The organism is Bradyrhizobium yuanmingense, from assembly GCF_025200905.1.
Classification (GTDB): Bacteria; Pseudomonadota; Alphaproteobacteria; order Rhizobiales; family Xanthobacteraceae; genus Bradyrhizobium; species Bradyrhizobium yuanmingense.
This window is the reverse complement of the sequence record NZ_CP104173.1, coordinates 5,704,195-5,722,614: the sequence shown is the minus strand read 5'-3', so window position 1 is coordinate 5,722,614 and position 18,420 is coordinate 5,704,195. Positions and strand designations below refer to the sequence as shown.

At 59.5% G+C, this 18,420-nt stretch carries 15 protein-coding genes and 1 pseudogene; 11 read left to right on the top strand and 5 right to left on the bottom strand.

From position 1 onward, the window contains the following. Positions 1-54 precede the first annotated feature (54 nt). The 5 genes from N2605_RS26625 (at position 55) to tnpC (N2605_RS26605) (ending at position 5,746) form a co-directional block, all read left to right on the top strand. Positions 55-1,146, top strand: a complete 1,092-nt coding sequence (locus tag N2605_RS26625; RefSeq protein ID WP_260343717.1) for an ABC transporter ATP-binding protein — start codon at positions 55-57, stop codon at positions 1,144-1,146. Between the two features lie 162 nt (positions 1,147-1,308). Then, positions 1,309-2,856, top strand: coding sequence for an acetolactate synthase large subunit (locus N2605_RS26620; RefSeq protein WP_260343716.1), 1,548 nt, complete (start codon positions 1,309-1,311; stop codon positions 2,854-2,856). A gap of 483 nt (positions 2,857-3,339) precedes the next feature. Beyond that, positions 3,340-3,792: an IS66-like element accessory protein TnpA gene (gene tnpA, locus N2605_RS26615; RefSeq protein WP_260343607.1), complete on the top strand. Its 453-nt coding sequence runs from the start codon at positions 3,340-3,342 to the stop codon at positions 3,790-3,792. Beyond that, positions 3,789-4,145, top strand: a complete 357-nt coding sequence (gene tnpB / locus N2605_RS26610) for an IS66 family insertion sequence element accessory protein TnpB (RefSeq protein WP_063980520.1) — start codon at positions 3,789-3,791, stop codon at positions 4,143-4,145. The genes tnpA and tnpB overlap by 4 nt, the downstream gene beginning before the upstream one ends. A gap of 122 nt (positions 4,146-4,267) precedes the next feature. Further along, complete coding sequence (gene tnpC / locus N2605_RS26605) at positions 4,268-5,746, top strand: IS66 family transposase (RefSeq protein ID WP_260347495.1); 1,479 nt, start codon at positions 4,268-4,270, stop codon at positions 5,744-5,746. A 437-nt stretch (positions 5,747-6,183) separates the two neighbouring features. Here tnpC (N2605_RS26605) and N2605_RS26600 read toward each other — a convergent pair whose 3' ends face one another. The 3 genes from N2605_RS26600 to N2605_RS26595 all read right to left on the bottom strand — a co-directional run bounded on the left by N2605_RS26600 (position 6,184) and on the right by N2605_RS26595 (position 8,465). After that, positions 6,184-7,623 (bottom strand): aldehyde dehydrogenase family protein, encoded by a 1,440-nt coding sequence (locus N2605_RS26600; protein WP_260343715.1) that lies wholly within the window; start codon positions 7,621-7,623, stop codon positions 6,184-6,186. Between the two features lie 268 nt (positions 7,624-7,891). Continuing rightward, complete coding sequence (locus N2605_RS36560) at positions 7,892-8,074, bottom strand: hypothetical protein (RefSeq protein ID WP_425248817.1); 183 nt, start codon at positions 8,072-8,074, stop codon at positions 7,892-7,894. Further along, complete coding sequence (locus N2605_RS26595) at positions 8,061-8,465, bottom strand: M14 family metallopeptidase (RefSeq protein ID WP_260343713.1); 405 nt, start codon at positions 8,463-8,465, stop codon at positions 8,061-8,063. The genes N2605_RS36560 and N2605_RS26595 overlap by 14 nt, the downstream gene beginning before the upstream one ends. A gap of 781 nt (positions 8,466-9,246) precedes the next feature. On the opposite strand from N2605_RS26595, the gene N2605_RS26590 reads away from it, so the two are divergent. The 6 genes from N2605_RS26590 to N2605_RS26565 all read left to right on the top strand — a co-directional run bounded on the left by N2605_RS26590 (position 9,247) and on the right by N2605_RS26565 (position 16,219). Beyond that, complete coding sequence (locus tag N2605_RS26590; RefSeq protein WP_260343712.1) at positions 9,247-10,443, top strand: acyl-CoA dehydrogenase family protein; 1,197 nt, start codon at positions 9,247-9,249, stop codon at positions 10,441-10,443. An 87-nt stretch (positions 10,444-10,530) separates the two neighbouring features. Next, positions 10,531-11,694 carry an acyl-CoA dehydrogenase family protein gene (locus N2605_RS26585; RefSeq protein WP_260343711.1) on the top strand — a complete coding sequence of 388 codons (1,164 nt, stop codon included), beginning with the start codon at positions 10,531-10,533 and terminating at the stop codon, positions 11,692-11,694. A 61-nt stretch (positions 11,695-11,755) separates the two neighbouring features. Further along, on the top strand, positions 11,756-13,957 hold the full coding sequence (locus N2605_RS26580; protein ID WP_260343710.1) for an acetate--CoA ligase family protein: 2,202 nt from the start codon (positions 11,756-11,758) through the stop codon (positions 13,955-13,957). Positions 13,958-14,175: 218 nt separating this feature from the next. Next, positions 14,176-15,033 carry a MaoC/PaaZ C-terminal domain-containing protein gene (locus N2605_RS26575; RefSeq protein ID WP_260343708.1) on the top strand — a complete coding sequence of 286 codons (858 nt, stop codon included), beginning with the start codon at positions 14,176-14,178 and terminating at the stop codon, positions 15,031-15,033. A gap of 308 nt (positions 15,034-15,341) precedes the next feature. Beyond that, positions 15,342-15,992 (top strand): SMP-30/gluconolactonase/LRE family protein, encoded by a 651-nt coding sequence (locus tag N2605_RS26570; RefSeq protein ID WP_260343707.1) that lies wholly within the window; start codon positions 15,342-15,344, stop codon positions 15,990-15,992. Then, positions 15,941-16,219: an SMP-30/gluconolactonase/LRE family protein gene (locus tag N2605_RS26565; protein ID WP_311735330.1), complete on the top strand. Its 279-nt coding sequence runs from the start codon at positions 15,941-15,943 to the stop codon at positions 16,217-16,219. The genes N2605_RS26570 and N2605_RS26565 overlap by 52 nt, the downstream gene beginning before the upstream one ends. 518 nt (positions 16,220-16,737) lie before the next feature. Here the strand turns inward: N2605_RS26565 and N2605_RS26560 are convergent. Further along, positions 16,738-16,926: pseudogene (locus tag N2605_RS26560) on the bottom strand (transposase domain-containing protein); the annotation flags it as partial. 15 nt (positions 16,927-16,941) lie between these two features. Then, a complete protein-coding gene (gene tnpC / locus N2605_RS26555; protein ID WP_260347495.1) occupies positions 16,942-18,420 on the bottom strand; it encodes an IS66 family transposase in 1,479 nt (492 codons plus the stop codon).

Here is an 18,420-nt window from a genome sequence, read left to right as displayed (position 1 = left end):
TCTGGGCGCAGGTCAATCGAAAACAAATTCGTACATTCACCCTAGGGAGCTGAAATGTTGATGAAAGCGACCGCGAGCGGCACTGATGTGAAAACCGGAGGCATCGCCCTGCGCAACCTGCAGAAGCGGTACGGTAGCGCGATCGCCGTCGACGATGTCAGTCTTTCCGTCTCACCCGGCGAGTTCATCTCGCTGCTGGGACCGAGCGGATCGGGCAAGACAACGACTCTGATGATGATCGCCGGTTTCGAGCTGCCGAACAGCGGTCAGGTCCTGCTGGATGAGAAGGACATCACACGCCTGCCGCCGCACCGTCGCCAGCTCGGGGTAATCTTCCAGAACTATGCCCTGTTCCCGCACATGACGGTCGCCGAAAACGTTGCTTATCCGCTGCGGATGCGACGTTTGCCCAAACTGGAGATTGAAACGCGGGTACGCCGTATCCTCGATCAGGTCCATCTCGGTCCCTTGACCTCGCGCTATCCGCACCAGATGTCCGGCGGTCAGCAGCAGCGCGTGGCGATCGCGCGTGCCCTGGTTTTCGATCCGCCCGTTCTTCTTCTTGATGAACCTCTGGGCGCGCTCGACAAGAAATTGCGTGAGCATCTGAGGAACGAGATCAAGACCCTCCACAAGGAGGTCGGCAAGACAATGATCTACGTGACCCACGACCAGGATGAGGCGCTCGCTATGTCGGATCGGGTTGCGGTGATGCATGAGGGGCGGATCCGGCAGGTCTCGACACCGATGGATATTTATCGCAGACCGGCCGACTTGTTCGTGGCGAGTTTCGTCGGCGAGGTCAATCTCATACCTGTCAAGCTTAAGTCTGGCGCCGTGCATGGTCCCGCGGGCGAAATCCTGCCGGCTCCCGCCTGGCAGGATGCCGATCGGGATGCGACGCTTTGCGTGCGGCCTGAACATATGCGTCTCGACGCGACCGCGTCTGGCTCCTGCGGTGGAATCAAGGGTCGCATCAGCGGCATGACCTTTGTTGGCGATGCGACCACCTTTGAATTCCGGAGCGAAGCGGGATTACACTTGTTATCGAAGGTGCTGAACGTATCGGCCAAGACAATGCCGGAGGTCGGCGACCCCTGCCTCGCATCGTGGGCTGCTCATGATGCAACAATTCTGACGGAATAACCTTCCCGATCCGGCTGCGTGCCTAGCTGCCGGATCAATCTACTGGCGCCCGTGCCGCCGCTTGGGGGCGGCCTAGCGGACTTTCACCGACTATCGTTTTTTCTTCGCTGCGCCCGATGCTTCGGGCCGGTGTGCGACCACTTTTGTGTGAGGAACCTATCCATGAACGGCGCTGAAAGCCTAGTTCGTACGCTGGTTGCTGGAGGAGTAGATACCTGCTTTGCAAATCCAGGCACATCCGAGATGCACTTTGTCGCTGCCCTCGACCGCGTCGATGGTATGCGCTGCGTGCTCGTGCTGTTTGAGGGAATTGCAACCGGCGCTGCGGATGGTTATGCGCGTATGGCCGACAAGCCGGCCGCCACTCTGTTACACCTCGGGCCCGGCTTGGCGAATGGTCTTGCCAATCTGCACAACGCCACCAAAGCGTCTACGCCGATCGTCAATATTGTCGGAGATCACGCAACCTACCACCGCAGCTACGATGCACCGCTCACGTCCGATATCGAGGGGGCAGCGGCACCGTTCTCTGGTTGGGTCCATACCTCGCCGGACGCGACGCGTGTTGCAGCTGACGGTGCCGCGGCTATCACGGCCGCCCGGACCGCGCCAGGTCGGGTGGCAACCCTCATTCTTCCTGCCGACACCGCATGGAACGAGGGTAGTGGACCCGTTGCTGTGGCCGAAGCACCAAAGCGAACGCGGGTTTCTCAGGATTGTATCGAGGACACCGCTAAAGCGCTTCGTTCCGGAGAGCCAACGATGATGCTGTTGGGAGGGCTGGGATTGCGAGAATGCGGTCTCGATCTGGCGGGGCGCATATGTGCCAAGACAGGCGCGAAGATCATGTCGCAAACCTTTCCCGGCCGCATCGAGCGCGGCGCTGGTCGGGTTGCCGTCGATCGCCTTCCATACCCGGTCAACCAAGCGCGCGCGAGCCTTGCCGGGCTTAAGCATATCGTCCTGGTGGGTAGCCGCATTCCAGTGGCCTTCTTTGCATATCCGGACAAACCAAGCTTGATGGCTTCTGAAGACACCGAGTTTTTGACGCTTGCGCGTTCAGAAGAAGACGTCTTGGACGCGCTTGAGAGACTTGCGAATGAATTGGATGCGCAATCATTTCCGAGCCAGGCGGCGAAGCTGGCACTGCCATCACTCGCTACCGGAACAATTACCGGCGCCAACATCTCGCAGTCACTGAGCGCGCTCATTCCGGAAAATGCGATCGTGGTGGATGAATCAATCTCGGCGAGCGCCAGTTTCTTCGCTGCAAGTTGGAATTCGCAGCCACACACCTATCTTCAGAACATGGGCGGTTCGATTGGCCTTGGTATGCCGATGGCAACCGGCGCTGCGATAGCCTGCCCAAATCGACCTGTGCTCAACCTTCAGGCAGATGGCAGCTCGATGTACGCGATTCAGTCACTATGGACACAGGTGCGCGAGGGCCTGAATATTACGACTGTTCTGTTCAACAACAAATCTTACGCTTGCCTCCGGGATGAACTGGCCAATGTCGGGGCACAAAATGTCGGCCGCAAAGCTCTGGACATGCTCGATTTGAGCCGGCCTGACATCGATTTTGCGGGACTTGCAAGAAGCATGGGTATGGCGGCGGCTCGGGTAACCACGATGGAAGAGTTTAATGTCGTAGTGGCCCGTGGACTTTCGACACCGGGGCCTTGCCTGATCGAGGTGCAGATCACTTGAGTCACTTGAGCCTCAGGCCGCGCAAGACCGCATGAGTTCTCTATCTTTCTGAGATTGATCGATTTGGGGGCCTCCTTCGAGGAAGAAGCACCGCGGTCGCTTAGGAGGCGTGCTGTGGGTTCTAGGAGAAGCTCGCTTGAAAAAGGCCGTGGTTCGATCGTCCCCCGAATACTCTGCAGTAGACCGCGCAAGTACTACAGAACTTTGCGCCTCTACCAAGACAATATTCACCTGAACGATGTTTATGGTCCTCGAGCACGACCAGTGAGCCGAAGCACTTCGTCACACCGTTGAACTGAACGGCAGGCCACCACCTCTGTGCTGCGTCTTCCCTCTCGGCATCAGGCGTTGCTACACCGGTGCAGCGAGAGCTTTTCATCTTCGCAACTTAAGTTTATTGTAAGCGCCGTTCCGCTCCCACCTTCTCACGGCACATGGGATAGGCGAGTTTCACGATCTCTTTGAAGGGATCGGCTTGTGTCTATGCTTGACCATACGCTTAATTCGGACGTGACGGCGCGCCGGCTGGAAGTGATCACGGAGACGGGACGCCGTCGTTGGTTCTCCAAGGACGACAAGGCCCGGATTGTCGAGGAGACGCTGGTCGCAGGCGCGGTCGTTTCCGAGATTGCCCGGCGACACGGGCTGACCCCACAACAAGTGTTCACCTGGCGCCGGCAAGCACGCCGGCAGCCGGCGCCGATGGCGGACGATCCGCAGTTTGTACCGGCGGTGGTAGACGCCATGGCACCAGTCGCGGTTGCTGGCCATGAGCGCAAGACAGCGCGACGTAAGGCCAAGCCGGATGTCGGGGCTCGCCGTTGCGATGCCGGGTGCATCGAGATCGAAGCCGAAGGCGTCACGATCCGGGTCGGCCGAGGCGCGGACGTGGCGATGATTGCGGCCATCCTCCATGCGCTGAAGGCAAGCCGGTGATCGGCCCGTCCGGAACTGTCCGGGTGATGGTGGCAACCAAGCCGGTCGACTTCCGCAAGGGAATGGAGGGCCTGGCTATGTTGGTGCGCGAGCACATGAAGGCCGATCCGTTCTCGGGTGCTGTTTATGTGTTCCGTGCCAAGCGGGCGGACCGGATCAAGCTGATTTTTTGGGATGGTACGGGTTTGTGCCTGTTCGCCAAGCGGCTCGAGGAAGGCGTCTTCCGCTGGCCGAAGATCGAGGACGGCGTGATGCGTTTGTCGGCGGCGGAATTGTCGGCGTTGCTCGAAGGGCTCGATTGGCGGCGTGTTCACGCGGCACGGGAGACGGTCGTCCCGACGCAAGCCGGATAATTGTGGGCCGCGCTGCGGCGAAGTGAATCAGGGGCATCGAGCACGTCGTCAGGCGGGCGCGAATATGCTCTGATTTGCCTGTGAGCGATAACCTTCCTGATGATCCCGAGACGCTGAAGGCGATGCTGCTGGCCGAGCGGCATGAGAGCGAGCGGCTGCGCCAGATCATCAAGGAATTGCAGCGTCATCGCTTTGGCCGCAAGGCAGAGTCGCTTCCCGAGGAGCAGATGCTGCTAGGCCTCGAGGACGTCGAACAGGTTGCGGCCTGTACAGAAGCCAGCCAAGACGAGACAGCTCCGGAAGGCCGGGCCGAACCGGCGCGCAAGCGCCGCAACAATCGCGGAGCACTGCCGGCGCACCTGCCGCGGATCGAGGTCGTCGTCGACATCGACGACAAGATCTGCCCCTGCTGCCAGGGCGAACTGCATCGGATCGGCGAGGACAGGAGCGAACGGCTGGACATGGTGCCGGCGCAGTTCCGCGTTGTCGTCACCCGGCGCCCCAAATACGCCTGTCGCGCCTGCGAGGACGGCGTCCTGCAGGCCGAGGCTCCGGCCCGGCTGATCGAGGGCGGACTGCCGACGGAGGCAACCGTCGCCCAGGTTCTGGTGTCCAAATATGCCGATCATCTGCCGCTTTACCGGCAGGCCCAGATCTATGCCCGCCAGGGCATCGCTCTCGATAGATCGACGCTGGCGGACTGGGTAGGGCATGCCGCCTTCCATCTGCGCCCGCTGCATGAGCGCCTTCTCACGGTGCTTCGCGCGAGATCCAAACTGTTCGCCGACGAGACGACGGTGCCGGTGCTCGATCCTGGTCGAGGGCGCACCAAGACCGGCCAGCTCTGGGCCTATGCCGCCGACGACAGGCCCTGGGGCGGCCTCGATCCGCCCGGCATCACCTATGTCTATGCACCCGACCGCAAGGCCGAGCGGCTGTTCAGCCATCTTGCCGGCTTCAAGGGCGTCCTGCAGGTCGATGGTTACAACGCCTATCCAAAGCTTGCCGAGCGTGGCGAGGTCGAGCTTGCCTTCTGCTGGGTGCACATGCGGCGCAACTTCTACGAACTCGCGACAGCCGGCCCGGCGCCGATCGCAAGCGAGGCGCTCAAGCACATTGCCGCATTCTATGCGATCGAGAAGGAGATCCGCGGCTGCAGCGCGGAGGAGCGCCGCCTCGTGCGGCAGCAGAAGAGCCGACCACTGGCCGATGCCTTCGAGGTATGGCTGCGCGCCAAACTGGCTCTCATCAGCCAGAAGACCAAGCTCGCCGACGCCATCCGCTACGCCCTCTCGCGCTGGCAGGGACTGACGCGCTTCATCAATGACGGCCGCATCGAACTCGACAACAATACCGTCGAACGATCAATCCGTGGCATCAAGCTCAGTCGCAAGAACGCGCTGTTTGCCGGATCCGACGGCGGTGCCGAACACTGGGCTGTCGTCGCGTCCCTGGTCGAGACTTGCAAGCTCAACGACGTCGATCCGCTCGCTTATCTCACCAACGTCCTGACCAGGATCGTCAAAGGGCATCCCAACCGCGACATCGACCAGCTATTGCCCTGGTCCTACCGCGCTCAAGCCCTCAAAGCCGTGGCCTGAGCACGACGCTTACAGTTTATTGGAGGGACCGCAAATCATAGTAGCGCTTTGAACGGGGTCGATCGCAGTGCCTCCTAACGGGAGAATCCCGGTGATGGAATCACGTCACCTGGACGCGGGCAATTTGGCCAAGCTGCATGATGTACACCCGAAGCCTGCTCGCTGGCGTATCATGCCGGCCGCGTCTGGCTTCCGCGCATCTGACTAATCGCGGCATCGGCGGGAGAGCTGAGCACAGCCAAGCAGCGCGAAACTCGCGTCGGGCGAGTTGCCGCGCACGACGCCAAATGCCAATTCGTGACAAACGAGCTTGCTTGGGGCTCTGGTGAGAGAACTCAGGACGAGCTCTCAGCGTGGCCGTCGAACGAAAACCGACGTGAGATTGCAAGCATTCGAGTGCTCAAGTCGAAGGCTTGCAATCCTGAACCTCGATGAGCTTAGGACCTATTCGGCTCAACAGACCCAGCAACGGACTTAACTTCCAGGTAATCTTCGAGGCCGAAGCGTCCCCACTCCCGACCGTTACCCGATTGTTTGTACCCGCCAAAGGGGGCGGAGCTGTCGAGTGATCCACCTTGTAAGTATATGGTGCCGGCTCGAATTAGGCGAGCAACGTTTCGCGCGCGTTCCGTTGAGCCTGAGAATACGTAACCGGCGAGGCCGTAGGGCGTATCGTTAGCAATACGGACGGCGTCGTCTTCGTCGGCGGCACCAATGATCGCTAGCACCGGCCCGAATATCTCCTCGCGTGCAATAGTCATTTCATTTGTGACATCCGCAAAGATGGTAGGGCGAACGTAGAAGCCTTTATTGGTGCCTTCAGGTAGCCCTGGTCCGCCTGTGATCAACGTGGCCCCTTCGTCAATACCTCGCTGGATCGAGGCCTGGATCTTCTCCCATTGGCCGCGGTGTACGACGGGACCCATATGAATGCCCGCGGCGCGCGGGTGTCCGACCCTGTACCCGTTCGCTATTGTTTTCGCGATGTTCGCGACTTCCGCCATTTTAGATTTCGGGACAATGAGCCGCGATGGTGCGTCACAAGATTGGCCGCAGTTTTGGAAAAGCGTCGCGATACATTTGCTGACCGCCTTTTCAAAATCGGCGTCCTCAAGAACGATGTACGGGGATTTGCCCCCGAGTTCCTGGCTAACGCGCTTGATTGTATAAGCGGCTCGTCTCGCAACGTCGATCCCCGCACGTGTCGATCCGGTAAACGAGATCATGTCGATGTCGGGATGCTCGCTCATGGCCGCGCCAACGTCAGGTCCCAAGCCGTTGATCAAGTTGAACACACCCTTTGGTACGCCAGCCTCGTGAAGGATTTCTGCAAAGATCAGTGCACAAGTAGGAGCGAACTCCGACGGCTTGAGAATCATTGTACAGCCTGCAGCGAGCGCCGGCGCGACTTTGCAAGCTATTTGGTTTATTGGCCAATTCCACGGCGTGACCATTCCCACCACGCCAATAGGCTCGCGAACCACGATTGTACTGTCGATCCGCTCCTCGAAAGAGTAATTCTTGAGCACATCAATCGTCGTGGCCAGATGAGCGATGGCAGAGCCAGCCTGCTTCTGTTCCGCCATTGCTAACGGGGCGCCTATCTCGTCCGAAATGGAATCCCCAATCTCCTCCGCACGAGTTTTATAGATCTCGAGAATGTTCTGGAGAATGCTCATGCGCTGCTCGCGCGTTGTCCGAGAAAAGCTGGCAAATGCGCGCCTTGCCGCGCTAACTGCCTTGTCGACGTCCGCTTTCGAGCCGAGCGCAATCTCGTACATTTCTTCCGCGCTCGCCGGAGCGACGATTGGCGTCGTTTTCATAATGGCGGGATCGACCCACGCGCCATCAATGTAAAATTGCATGCGATTGACCATGTTGTCCTCTCAAGGTTAGTTGGGTTGGCTGGCGCCGCCACACTGAATAGCTGTTGTTTTCTACGACGGGGCTGACTTCGCTTGGACGTTACGATTTCACAAAAGGGACGCCCACTTGCGATGGAGCGGGCCAGTTGGAGAAAACGTACATAGGCCCCTTTGAGGAGGCCGCCGACGCGCTGCGGCAGGTTCACGCAACTTTTCGGCCATGCGCAGGTCTCAGAACGCCAGGTGAGGTGGTTTGAACCAAGGCAGAGCTCGTAATGGGTCACGTTCTCATCCCTTCCATCATCTGCCGATGAACCTGACGACTACGATACAGCACCATCTCCTTCCAATCGTGCATATCCGGGTAATAATGCTGCTTCACGCGGCGGCGAACCTCACGCCCAAAGTCAGTGTGAATCTGAGTTTGGCCGAAGGCATAGAGCCAATGGTCAGCGCGCAACACTGGTCTGGCCGCCTCCGGAGGGTAGGTTCCGAATTCCAGGCAAACGTAGACATGGCGAGGGGTTGATGGCGTGGATCAACAGCATCGCTTCATCCGACTTCAGCCTGTCGTATCCACGCTCGGCCAGCCAGTCCAGCTGGGCTGCGGATCCACAATATCCTTCGGCGCCATGGGTAGCTGAGATGAGAACGCCAACTCTCGAGGCCCGGCGATTACCAAACCAGGCAACGTCGGTTGAGAGCTCTTCTCCTCCTGGTCCGCATGCGGGCGATGGATATATTCGTGCCTCACCGACGGCGGCATCCTTAACGTAGTCGCGAAACTTCTGACGAGCTTCGAAGTAACTCGATGAAAAATGCTTGTTCCCTGCATTGAGAATGAGATTGTTCATGAGCCATTCCCGTCGTTACTTTAGGAGAAAAGCTGTGATGCTCGGTGATCGATACCGGGTGGACTTAGGGGGCTCTGATGTGAATCCAAACCCGAATCCGCTTCGCCTTGATGAATGCGCAGCCTTACTCGATCCGATCGCAGTTTTTCGGCGTTTAGCCCGTTGATCTGAAGAATGAATGCGGGAGCGGCCCTTTCCTGGATCTCGGTCTGACCAGGAAGCCAACGGCTGCCGATCAAGGGTGTGAAGCCGCTGGTCGATGCCTCTGGTTGCCCGGCACCGCCTGAGCCTATTCGCAAGCACCGATGCGCGCGTGACTGGTTAAGTCGAGGCTGCGCCCTTTGCGCAATCCTGGACCAGAATCCATCAGTCGCAACGCGCGATTCAGGATCTCGGCGCTGAAGGTGGACGGGTGGGGCGGCGCCTCCTCTCCGGGAGTTCTCATGGGCTAGCGTTGAGGCTATGATGCTCTGCAGAAATCCGAGCGCCCCGTGTGGCTGCGCGGCTCCCCATGCTTGGCAGACCGCTACTTGGAAACTCGTTTCCAGCGGCACCTTCAGGCAGGCCAGTCGTGTTGGCCATCTGCGCCGAATGAACGGTGACCCGAACCCCGTCGCAGACCGCGACAACTCAGCTTTGCGGCGCATCAAAACTTCAAAATTCAGGTGTTCCGCGCAGCTTTTCAGCTCTTCCTGGTTTGATTTCGGATTTTAGCTTCAGTCGAGCGGGTATATTAGACATGGACGACCGGCGCCGACTGTCGCGCAACTAGGAAGCCACGATGGATCTAGACTTTACCCCCGACGAACTTGCCTTCCGCGACGAGGTCCGGGCATTCTGCCGCTCTGCAATCCCCGCAGACATCCGCGACAAACTGATTGCGGGCAGGCATCCCAGCAGGGACGACAAGGTGCGCTGGACGCGCATCCTGGCGCAGAAGGGGTGGGCCGTGCCGCACTGGCCGGTCGAGTACGGTGGCATGGGATGGACACCGGTCCAGCAGTACATCTTCGGCGAGGAAGTGAGCCAGACGCCGGCGCCGGAGCCGGCCGGTAGCGGCATCAACTTGGTTGGTCCAGTTATCTATAACTTCGGAAACGAGTCGCAGAAGAAGTATTTCCTGCCCCGCATTGTTAACGTCGATGACTGGTGGTGCGAGGGTTTCTCAGAACCTGGAGCTGGCTCCGATCTGGCTTCGCTCAAGACGCGGGCCGTCCGCGACGGCGACCACTATGTCGTCAATGGTCAAAAAACCTGGACCTCGTTGGCGCAATATTCCAACTGGATCTTTTGCCTGGTCAGGACTGATTTTGAGGCCAAGAAGCAGCGGGGCATCTCGTTTCTGCTGATCGACCTGAAGTCCCCCGGCGTGACAGTGCGCCCGATCCAGTTGTTCGACGGATATCCCGAAGTGTGCGAGGTGTTCTTCGACGACGTGCGGGTTCCTGTCGAAAATCGCGTCGGCGAGGAAAACCGCGGCTGGGATTACGCCAAGTTCGTCCTCGGCAATGGGCGCGTCACGATTGCTTGTGTTGGCCTTTCGAAGGAGCGCATCCGCCGCATTAAGGAGCTTGCTTCACGGACCCGCGTCAGTGGCGAGTGGTTGATCGACAGGGCCGATTTCCGCAAGAAGATTGCCGCGGTCGAAGTCCAGCTCAAGGCGCTCGAGATGACGCAGCTCCGCGCCGTTGCCAGCCAATCGAAACGCGAAAAGGGTACTCAGGATCCCGCGAGCTCAATCCTCAAGATCAAGGGGTCTGAGATTCAGCAGGCGACCGCCGAGCTTCTGATGGATGTGATCGGCCCATACGCGCTACCCTATCAATCCGAGGAGGAGCTTCAGCGAGAGACGTCGATCGGTCCCGAGTGGGCCGGACCAATTGCGCCCGCCTATTTCAATGGACGTAAGGTGCCGATCTATAGCGGCTCGGATGAGATCCAGAAGAACATCATCGCAAAGGTCGTCCTCGGCCTCTGACGCTTCAGCAAGGCCATAAGCCGCTGAATGCGTGGGTTCTAAAGGTTTGAGGGGCAAAGATGCGGCCCCGTTTCAGGAGGTTCTCTAGTGGATCTTGATCTTTCCGAGGAGCAGCGGCTCCTTAAGAATGGCGTCGAGCGATTGATGCGCGAGCATTATAGCTTTGAGGATCGCCGCAAGTACCGGGCAGAGAAGTCTGGGTTCAGTGAAGCGATGTGGGCGCGCTATGCTGAGCTGGGGCTTCTTGGGCTGCCTTTCTCGGAGGCTGATGGCGGCCTCGGCGCCGGAGCGGTCGAGACCATGATCGTCATGGAAGCTTTCGGTAAGGCGCTCGTCCTCGAGCCATATTTCGCAACGGTCGTACTCGCGGGCGGTATCCTGCGGCATGGTGCGAACGAAACCCAGAAGACGAATCTCGTCCCCGCGATTACCGAAGGTCGGATGAAACTCGCCTTTGCTTACGCTGAACCGCAATCCCGGTATGACCTTTTCGATGTGGAAACTCGGGCGAAGAGGGACGGCGAGGGTTGGGTGCTCAACGGCGCCAAGGGTCTCGTTCTCCACGGCGATGCCGCGGACAAGATCATCGTATCAGCGCGAACGACGGGGGGCGCGCGGGAAAAGGACGGGATTGGCCTTTTCCTGGTCGACGTTCAAGCTCCGGGCCTTATGCGGCGCGCATATCCCACGCAGGACGGGCTGAGTGCGGCCGAGATCACGCTTCAGAACGTTCGGATTACGGCCGCTGACGTTATCGGTGATCCGGCAGGCGCTTACCCGATTATCTCACGCGTTGCAGACGAAGCGGTTGCCGCCCTCTGCGCCGAGGCCGTCGGCTGCTTCGCTGAAATGCATGCCACAACCGTCAACTACTTGAAGACGCGCAAGCAGTTCGGCACGACAATCGGCTCCTTCCAGGTGCTTCAGCACCGGGCGGTCGATATGTTCGTTGAACTCGAGCAGTCTCGCTCCATGGCGCTCTACGCCACCATGATGGCAGGAGAAGGTGATGTGACGGAGCGTGAGCGCGCCATTTCGGCGGCAAAAGCGCAGATCGGTCAATCATCGAAGGCGCTCGGACGGCAGGCCATCCAGCTCCATGGTGGCATCGGTATGACCATGGAATACAGCATCGGCCACTATTTCAAGCATGTGACGATGATCGACACCTGGTTCGGCGATACCGACCACCACCTTCAGCGGCTCGCATCCCTCGGAGGCCTGTTCGGCGAGCAGCCGATTCGGCAGTAGGATCGGCACCTGGTCCAAACGAGACACAGCGTTACGCGAAGCAAAAACCGACGGGATAAACATGCAAGTTGATCGTGTGCTGCAACAGGGCCGCCTTCAGCAGGGAACGGCAAGGATCAGCCAGCTCTTCCAGCCGGGATCTGTCGCGATTGTCGGAGCTTCGCAGAAGGGGGGCTTTGCAACGGAAATCCTCACGAATATCAAGAAATGGGATTTCGCGGGAGAGGTCTTTGCAGTGAATCCGCGTTACATGCAGATCGCGGGCGCGCCATGCTATCCGAGCTTGAAAGCCATACCACATCCCGTTGGCCTCGCCATGATCGCCATTCCGAGCAAGGCCATTCCCGAGGTCCTTGAGGATTGCGAAGCCGCCGGCGTGCGAGCGATTCAGATTATCTCGAGCGGGTTCGCCGAGCAGGCTGGCGATGGGGCAAGTAAGCAACGCTGGCTCATGGACTGGGCCGCACGAACGGGCATCCCGGTGGTCGGTCCAAACTGCTTCGGCTTGATGAACGCGGCCAATCGGTTGATCGCGGTCCCGCTGGACTTTCACACCATGAAGGCAGGTGGAATTAGCTCCATCCTGCAAAGCGGTACTCTCGTTTATAGCCTCATCGTTCCATTGCTGGCACGCGGAATCGGCATCGGCCGTGCGGTCACAGTTGGCAATGAGGCATGTCTCGATGTCGCAGATTTCATAGACTATTTTGTCGATGACGAGGATACGCGCGTCATCACCTCTTACTGCGAGCAGATCAGGCGTCCCCTTGAATTCATCAAGGCCTGCGAGCGCGCGGCCGATAAGGGCAAGCCCATTGTGATGATCAAGATTGGCCGCTCTGAAAAGGCGCGCCAAGCGGCATTAGCTCATACAGGCTCGCTCGTAGGTTCAGACGTGGCGATCGATGCCGTCCTGAAGAGACTGGGTGTCATCCGGGTCGATACGGTGGATGACCTGATTGAGACCGCGGTTGCGTTGTCTTCGACCAAGCGACCGCGGGGGCGCCGCGTAGCGTTCGCATCTTTCTCCGGGACTGCCGCCAGCATTCTGTCTGACGTCGCGGCCTCTTACGGCATAGAATTCCCGCCACTGCCTGAACCTGCAAAAGCTCGGCTGGAAGCGGTCTTTCCCGAGTTCGGGAATGTTGGCAATCCGCTCGATCTCACTGCGCAGGGCGGTTATGACACGCAGATCATCGATGAGTCGCTGAGCACGCTTGCGACCTGTGGCGCGTACGACATGGTGATCTGGGGGCGGGGCTTTCCTTCGCGCCTCGATATGAGCTCGGCCCTTGGACAAGCTTTGAAGCAGGCTGCATCATCGGCACCAGAGGTCGTATTCCCGATATTGAGCCTTGCCGGCGGCCATTTCTACACCTCTCTCGATCCAAAGGATACGATGGTCGAGCCGAAGGGCGATTTCGATGGCATGCCGTTTTTGCAAGGGTTGGCTCCCGGGCTGAAGGCGCTCTCGGCTCTGATTGGCTATGCTGAATTTCAACGCGGCCGCAAACCTGGCGATCGTCTGTCAGCCCACCGGGGCCGGCGCAGTGCTAGCTATTCCGAGGCATTGCGCATCATGCGCGAGGCGAAAGACAGCGTTCTGACCGAGCGTGAGGGCAAGCGTCTGCTCGCGCTCTACGGAATTCCGGTCACGCGCGAAGCCCTGGCGACGCGGGCGGATGAGGCGGCGCGCATCGCACAGATGCTTAATTTCCCGGTCGTGATGAAGATCGAGTCGGCCGAGATCGTGCACAAGACGGACGTTGGCGGCGTCGTCTTGAATATTCCGTCAGCGGAAAAAGCAGCGGAGGCGTTTGAGAAAATCATAGCTTCGGTCCGGTCGCACAGTCCCGAAGCGAAGATCGCCGGGGTCGTCGTGCAAGAAATGGCTAAATCAGGGCCGGAAATCATGCTCGGCGCGACTTTTGATCCGCAATTCGGGCCGGTCGTCGCCTTCGGATTGGGCGGAATATGGGTTGAGGCACTCAGGGATGTGCAGGTGCTGCTGCCTCGCTTCGATGCGGCGGATGTGCAAGCTGCTATGGGACGGCTGCGCGGTGCGAGCGTTCTGCGCGGTGCGCGAGGGGGTGGAAAGACAGACTTGGACGGATTAGCCGATTGCATTGTGAAGTTCGGCACGCTCTGCACCGATCTTGCCGACGAGATCGACGAGATAGACATAAACCCCATCATCCTTTCTGCCAATGGCACCGGGCTAACGGCCGTGGACTGCCTGATAACCAAAAAGAAGATCAAATGAGTTTGATCGTCTGCCGACATCGCAGCTCTTGGTTCGACCGCGAGACGTTCGGCGAATATGGATACTGCTACCTGCTCAAGGGGAGAGACGGCGAATGATTTTTGACTACGAGAGAGATCTGAGCCAGGCAATGATCGTTGCTTGCTCCTCCTCTGCAACAACTTAAGCCGTCGAAATCGCTGTAGTCTCGCCAGGCCTGGCTGCGAGGGAAGATCACAATGGCAATCAACTATGAGCAGCTGATGGCCATGAAGAAACTTGGCCAAAAGTACAGCTATAACGATCGCGATGTGATGCTTTACGCTCTTGGAATCGGCATGGGAGCCGATCCCCTGGACGAAAAGGAGCTCGCTTTCGTGAACGAGGCGACGGTGACGGCGCGGCCATTGAAGGTCGTACCGACATTTGCCTCAGTCGCAGCCGGCTTTGCCGAACCCGGCGAGTTCAATCTGAACTCGATCGCGTTGGACGGCGAGCGCGATATCGCATTTCATAGTACACTTCCGTCTGCTGCGGATATCACGGCTGATTCTTACGTGGTTGCCATCTACGACAAAGGTAAGGACAAGGGGGCAGTCATCCGCTTCCAGACCGTGCTGAAGGCCAGCCAGGGCGAACCATTAGCGACTCTGGTGACATCGTACTTTGCGCGCGGGGACGGCGGCTTCGGCGGATCCTCCCATGGCCAGCTCCAGCCTCATCAAATGCCGAGCCGAACTCCCGACCGGGTCGTCGACATTCCAACCCGTCCTGATCAAGGGCTGATGTACAGGCTTTGCGGCGACCGTCACCCGCTGCATTCAGATCCGGAATCCGCTAAGCGATTTGGATTTCCGAAGCCAATCCTTCACGGCATGTGCACCTACGGAATCACCTGCCGCGGCATTCTGCAGACTTATGCCGACTATGATCCCAGTGCCTTCAGTCGCCACGCGGCGCGGTTTTCATCGCCCGTCTACCCGGGGGAGACCGTCATTCTGGAGATGTGGAAGGATGGCAAGGTGATCTCGTTCGAAGCGAGCGTAAAGGAGCGCGGCGTCACAGTTGTCAAGAATGGCATAACTGTGCTCGCGTGATACCGCCGCCGAAGCGCGTAATGACTCGGAGAAACCTGCAAACCTGCTGCTGATTCTGCAGATGCATGTGATTTGTATGCGGCCCGGGTGGAGGCGATTCGCAGCCGGCGGACGTCCAAGAATTCGCTCACAAACGTTTTATTGCCTGGATCCGAGTGCGGTACACGGGACCGGAACGTGATTGCACGGTGACGGCGCGGTCACTACGCAGGCCGCGCAGGGCGCTGTGTTACCAGTGCTCATTCCTCATGATAGTGCTGGAAGATGCAATCGGCACAGGCGCCCACTAATCAATAGGACCGAAAGCTATGGTTACGTTGATTGACATTGTGGAGACCACGAGACTTAAGAGAGTGGCCGGTGGCTTTGTGTTCACGGAGGGGCCACTCTGGCATCCGGATGGTTTCGTCTACTTCGTGGATTTGAGATCTAACGTGCTCTTCAAGATGGTGCTGGGTGAGAAGCCGATGAAAGTCCGCGACACGTTAGCAGGAAATGGCAGCACATTCGACCTACAGGGGCGACTGGTCAACTGCGAAGGCGGCCTGCGCCGTGTCTATCGCATCGAGGATGACGGCAGCGTCACCACGATAGCGGACAAGTTCCGGGGCGCACGCCTCAGCCGCCCAAATGACGTGATTTGCGCGCAAGACGGCTCACTTTACTTCACGGATCCGAACTATCGCATCCCCTTGCAGGAACGTGAGATTGGCCACGGCGCCGTCTATCGCATCGCCATCGATGGCTTCGTCAGCGAAGTGGCCAAGATCGAATATCCCAACGGCCTAGCGCTTTCGAAAGACGAACAGACGCTTTATGTTTCCAACACGCGATGGAGCCAGTATATAGCGGCGCTCGAGATATCGACAAAAACGGCAAGTTGCTCCGACGTCGTATATTTGCTGACATGTCTGCTGGCATGGCTCCTGATGAATCGACAGGTTGCCCTGACGGCATGAAGGTCGACGAGGCGGGCCGGGTCTTCTGCACCGGTGCTAGCGGCGTCTGGGTATTCGAACCGGACGGGACCTTGATCGGGATTATTGAGACGCCCGAGATTTGCGCCAACGTCGCTTTCGTCGGTGCCGACCTGAAGACGCTGATGTTGACCGCAAGTACGTCCGTTTACACTCTTCGCGTGAAAACGCCTGGTTTGCCGCACCCCTCATACAGGAATCTAAAATGAGTTCCCGAGGCGGCCTTTGCGCCGCAGCCTTCGCATGTTCGACGCGTCCCAACAAGTCCGCTTCGCACGAATTCCCGACCTGCCGTATCCGCGTCCCTTGACCACCTTCAATCCCGCGCTGAGTCCGGTAACGCAAAACAAGGGTTCGGCTTCGGACAGGGGAAAATCGGATCTCTTTCCACGTTTCTAATAGCTACGATGCGATGTCAGCGGAGCCGCGTCGGGTGTTCGGCTCTGTTAGCGATAGCTTGTGCCGTATGTGTGGTGGCCGCGCCGCAGGCAGCGACTCCCGCGGGACAGCGGCGGTCTCGAAAGGCCCCAATGCACGTGCAGCTTTCGCGGCAAGTTGGGCAGGGCTTGGAATAGGGTTTACGTGGCTCTCTTCCCAGTTCGACGAGGCGAAGTTCATCACCGGCGCTATCCTGCTTGCGCACGGGAGCCGTCGGTTCCTTTCGGGTTGGACGCCACCGCTCCAGGAAAGGTCAGCCGGACCCACGTGTGAGTCGTAAGCGTCGTGCTCAGGCCACGGCTTTGAGGGCTTGAGCGCGGTAGGACCAGGGCAATAGCTGGTCGATGTCGCGGTTGGGATGCCCTTTGACGATCCTGGTCAGGACGTTGGTGAGATAAGCGAGCGGATCGACGTCGTTGAGCTTGCAAGTCTCGACCAGGGACGCGACGACAGCCCAGTGTTCGGCACCGCCGTCGGATCGTAAGCGTCGTGCTCAGGCCACGGCTTTGAGGGCTTGAGCGCGGTAGGACCAGGGCAATAGCTGGTCGATGTCGCGGTTGGGATGCCCTTTGACGATCCTGGTCAGGACGTTGGTGAGATAAGCGAGCGGATCGACGTCGTTGAGCTTGCAAGTCTCGACCAGGGACGCGACGACAGCCCAGTGTTCGGCACCGCCGTCGGATCCGGCAAACAGCGCGTTCTTGCGACTGAGCTTGATGCCACGGATTGATCGTTCGACGGTATTGTTGTCGAGTTCGATGCGGCCGTCATTGATGAAGCGCGTCAGTCCCTGCCAGCGCGAGAGGGCGTAGCGGATGGCGTCGGCGAGCTTGGTCTTCTGGCTGATGAGAGCCAGTTTGGCGCGCAGCCATACCTCGAAGGCATCGGCCAGTGGTCGGCTCTTCTGCTGCCGCACGAGGCGGCGCTCCTCCGCGCTGCAGCCGCGGATCTCCTTCTCGATCGCATAGAATGCGGCAATGTGCTTGAGCGCCTCGCTTGCGATCGGCGCCGGGCCGGCTGTCGCGAGTTCGTAGAAGTTGCGCCGCATGTGCACCCAGCAGAAGGCAAGCTCGACCTCGCCACGCTCGGCAAGCTTTGGATAGGCGTTGTAACCATCGACCTGCAGGACGCCCTTGAAGCCGGCAAGATGGCTGAACAGCCGCTCGGCCTTGCGGTCGGGTGCATAGACATAGGTGATGCCGGGCGGATCGAGGCCGCCCCAGGGCCTGTCGTCGGCGGCATAGGCCCAGAGCTGGCCGGTCTTGGTGCGCCCTCGACCAGGATCGAGCACCGGCACCGTCGTCTCGTCGGCGAACAGTTTGGATCTCGCGCGAAGCACCGTGAGAAGGCGCTCATGCAGCGGGCGCAGATGGAAGGCGGCATGCCCTACCCAGTCCGCCAGCGTCGATCTATCGAGAGCGATGCCCTGGCGGGCATAGATCTGGGCCTGCCGGTAAAGCGGCAGATGATCGGCATATTTGGACACCAGAACCTGGGCGACGGTTGCCTCCGTCGGCAGTCCGCCCTCGATCAGCCGGGCCGGAGCCTCGGCCTGCAGGACGCCGTCCTCGCAGGCGCGACAGGCGTATTTGGGGCGCCGGGTGACGACAACGCGGAACTGCGCCGGCACCATGTCCAGCCGTTCGCTCCTGTCCTCGCCGATCCGATGCAGTTCGCCCTGGCAGCAGGGGCAGATCTTGTCGTCGATGTCGACGACGACCTCGATCCGCGGCAGGTGCGCCGGCAGTGCTCCGCGATTGTTGCGGCGCTTGCGCGCCGGTTCGGCCCGGCCTTCCGGAGCTGTCTCGTCTTGGCTGGCTTCTGTACAGGCCGCAACCTGTTCGACGTCCTCGAGGCCTAGCAGCATCTGCTCCTCGGGAAGCGACTCTGCCTTGCGGCCAAAGCGATGACGCTGCAATTCCTTGATGATCTGGCGCAGCCGCTCGCTCTCATGCCGCTCGGCCAGCAGCAT

What these genes read in the sequence shown, in the direction of transcription:
- N2605_RS26625 (WP_260343717.1), top strand. Translation starts at nt 55, where the DNA reads ATGTTGATGAAAGCGACCGCGAGCGGCACTGATGTGAAAACCGGAGGC.
- N2605_RS26620 (WP_260343716.1), top strand. Translation starts at nt 1,309, where the DNA reads ATGAACGGCGCTGAAAGCCTAGTTCGTACGCTGGTTGCTGGAGGAGTA.
- tnpA (WP_260343607.1), top strand. Translation starts at nt 3,340, where the DNA reads ATGCTTGACCATACGCTTAATTCGGACGTGACGGCGCGCCGGCTGGAA.
- tnpC (WP_260347495.1), top strand. Translation starts at nt 4,268, where the DNA reads ATGCTGCTGGCCGAGCGGCATGAGAGCGAGCGGCTGCGCCAGATCATC.
- N2605_RS26600 (WP_260343715.1), bottom strand. Translation starts at nt 7,623, where the DNA reads ATGGTCAATCGCATGCAATTTTACATTGATGGCGCGTGGGTCGATCCC.
- N2605_RS26595 (WP_260343713.1), bottom strand. Translation starts at nt 8,465, where the DNA reads ATGAACAATCTCATTCTCAATGCAGGGAACAAGCATTTTTCATCGAGT.
- N2605_RS26590 (WP_260343712.1), top strand. Translation starts at nt 9,247, where the DNA reads ATGGATCTAGACTTTACCCCCGACGAACTTGCCTTCCGCGACGAGGTC.
- N2605_RS26580 (WP_260343710.1), top strand. Translation starts at nt 11,756, where the DNA reads ATGCAAGTTGATCGTGTGCTGCAACAGGGCCGCCTTCAGCAGGGAACG.
- N2605_RS26575 (WP_260343708.1), top strand. Translation starts at nt 14,176, where the DNA reads ATGGCAATCAACTATGAGCAGCTGATGGCCATGAAGAAACTTGGCCAA.
- N2605_RS26570 (WP_260343707.1), top strand. Translation starts at nt 15,342, where the DNA reads ATGGTTACGTTGATTGACATTGTGGAGACCACGAGACTTAAGAGAGTG.
- N2605_RS26565 (WP_311735330.1), top strand. Translation starts at nt 15,941, where the DNA reads ATGTCTGCTGGCATGGCTCCTGATGAATCGACAGGTTGCCCTGACGGC.
- tnpC (WP_260347495.1), bottom strand. Translation starts at nt 18,420, where the DNA reads ATGCTGCTGGCCGAGCGGCATGAGAGCGAGCGGCTGCGCCAGATCATC.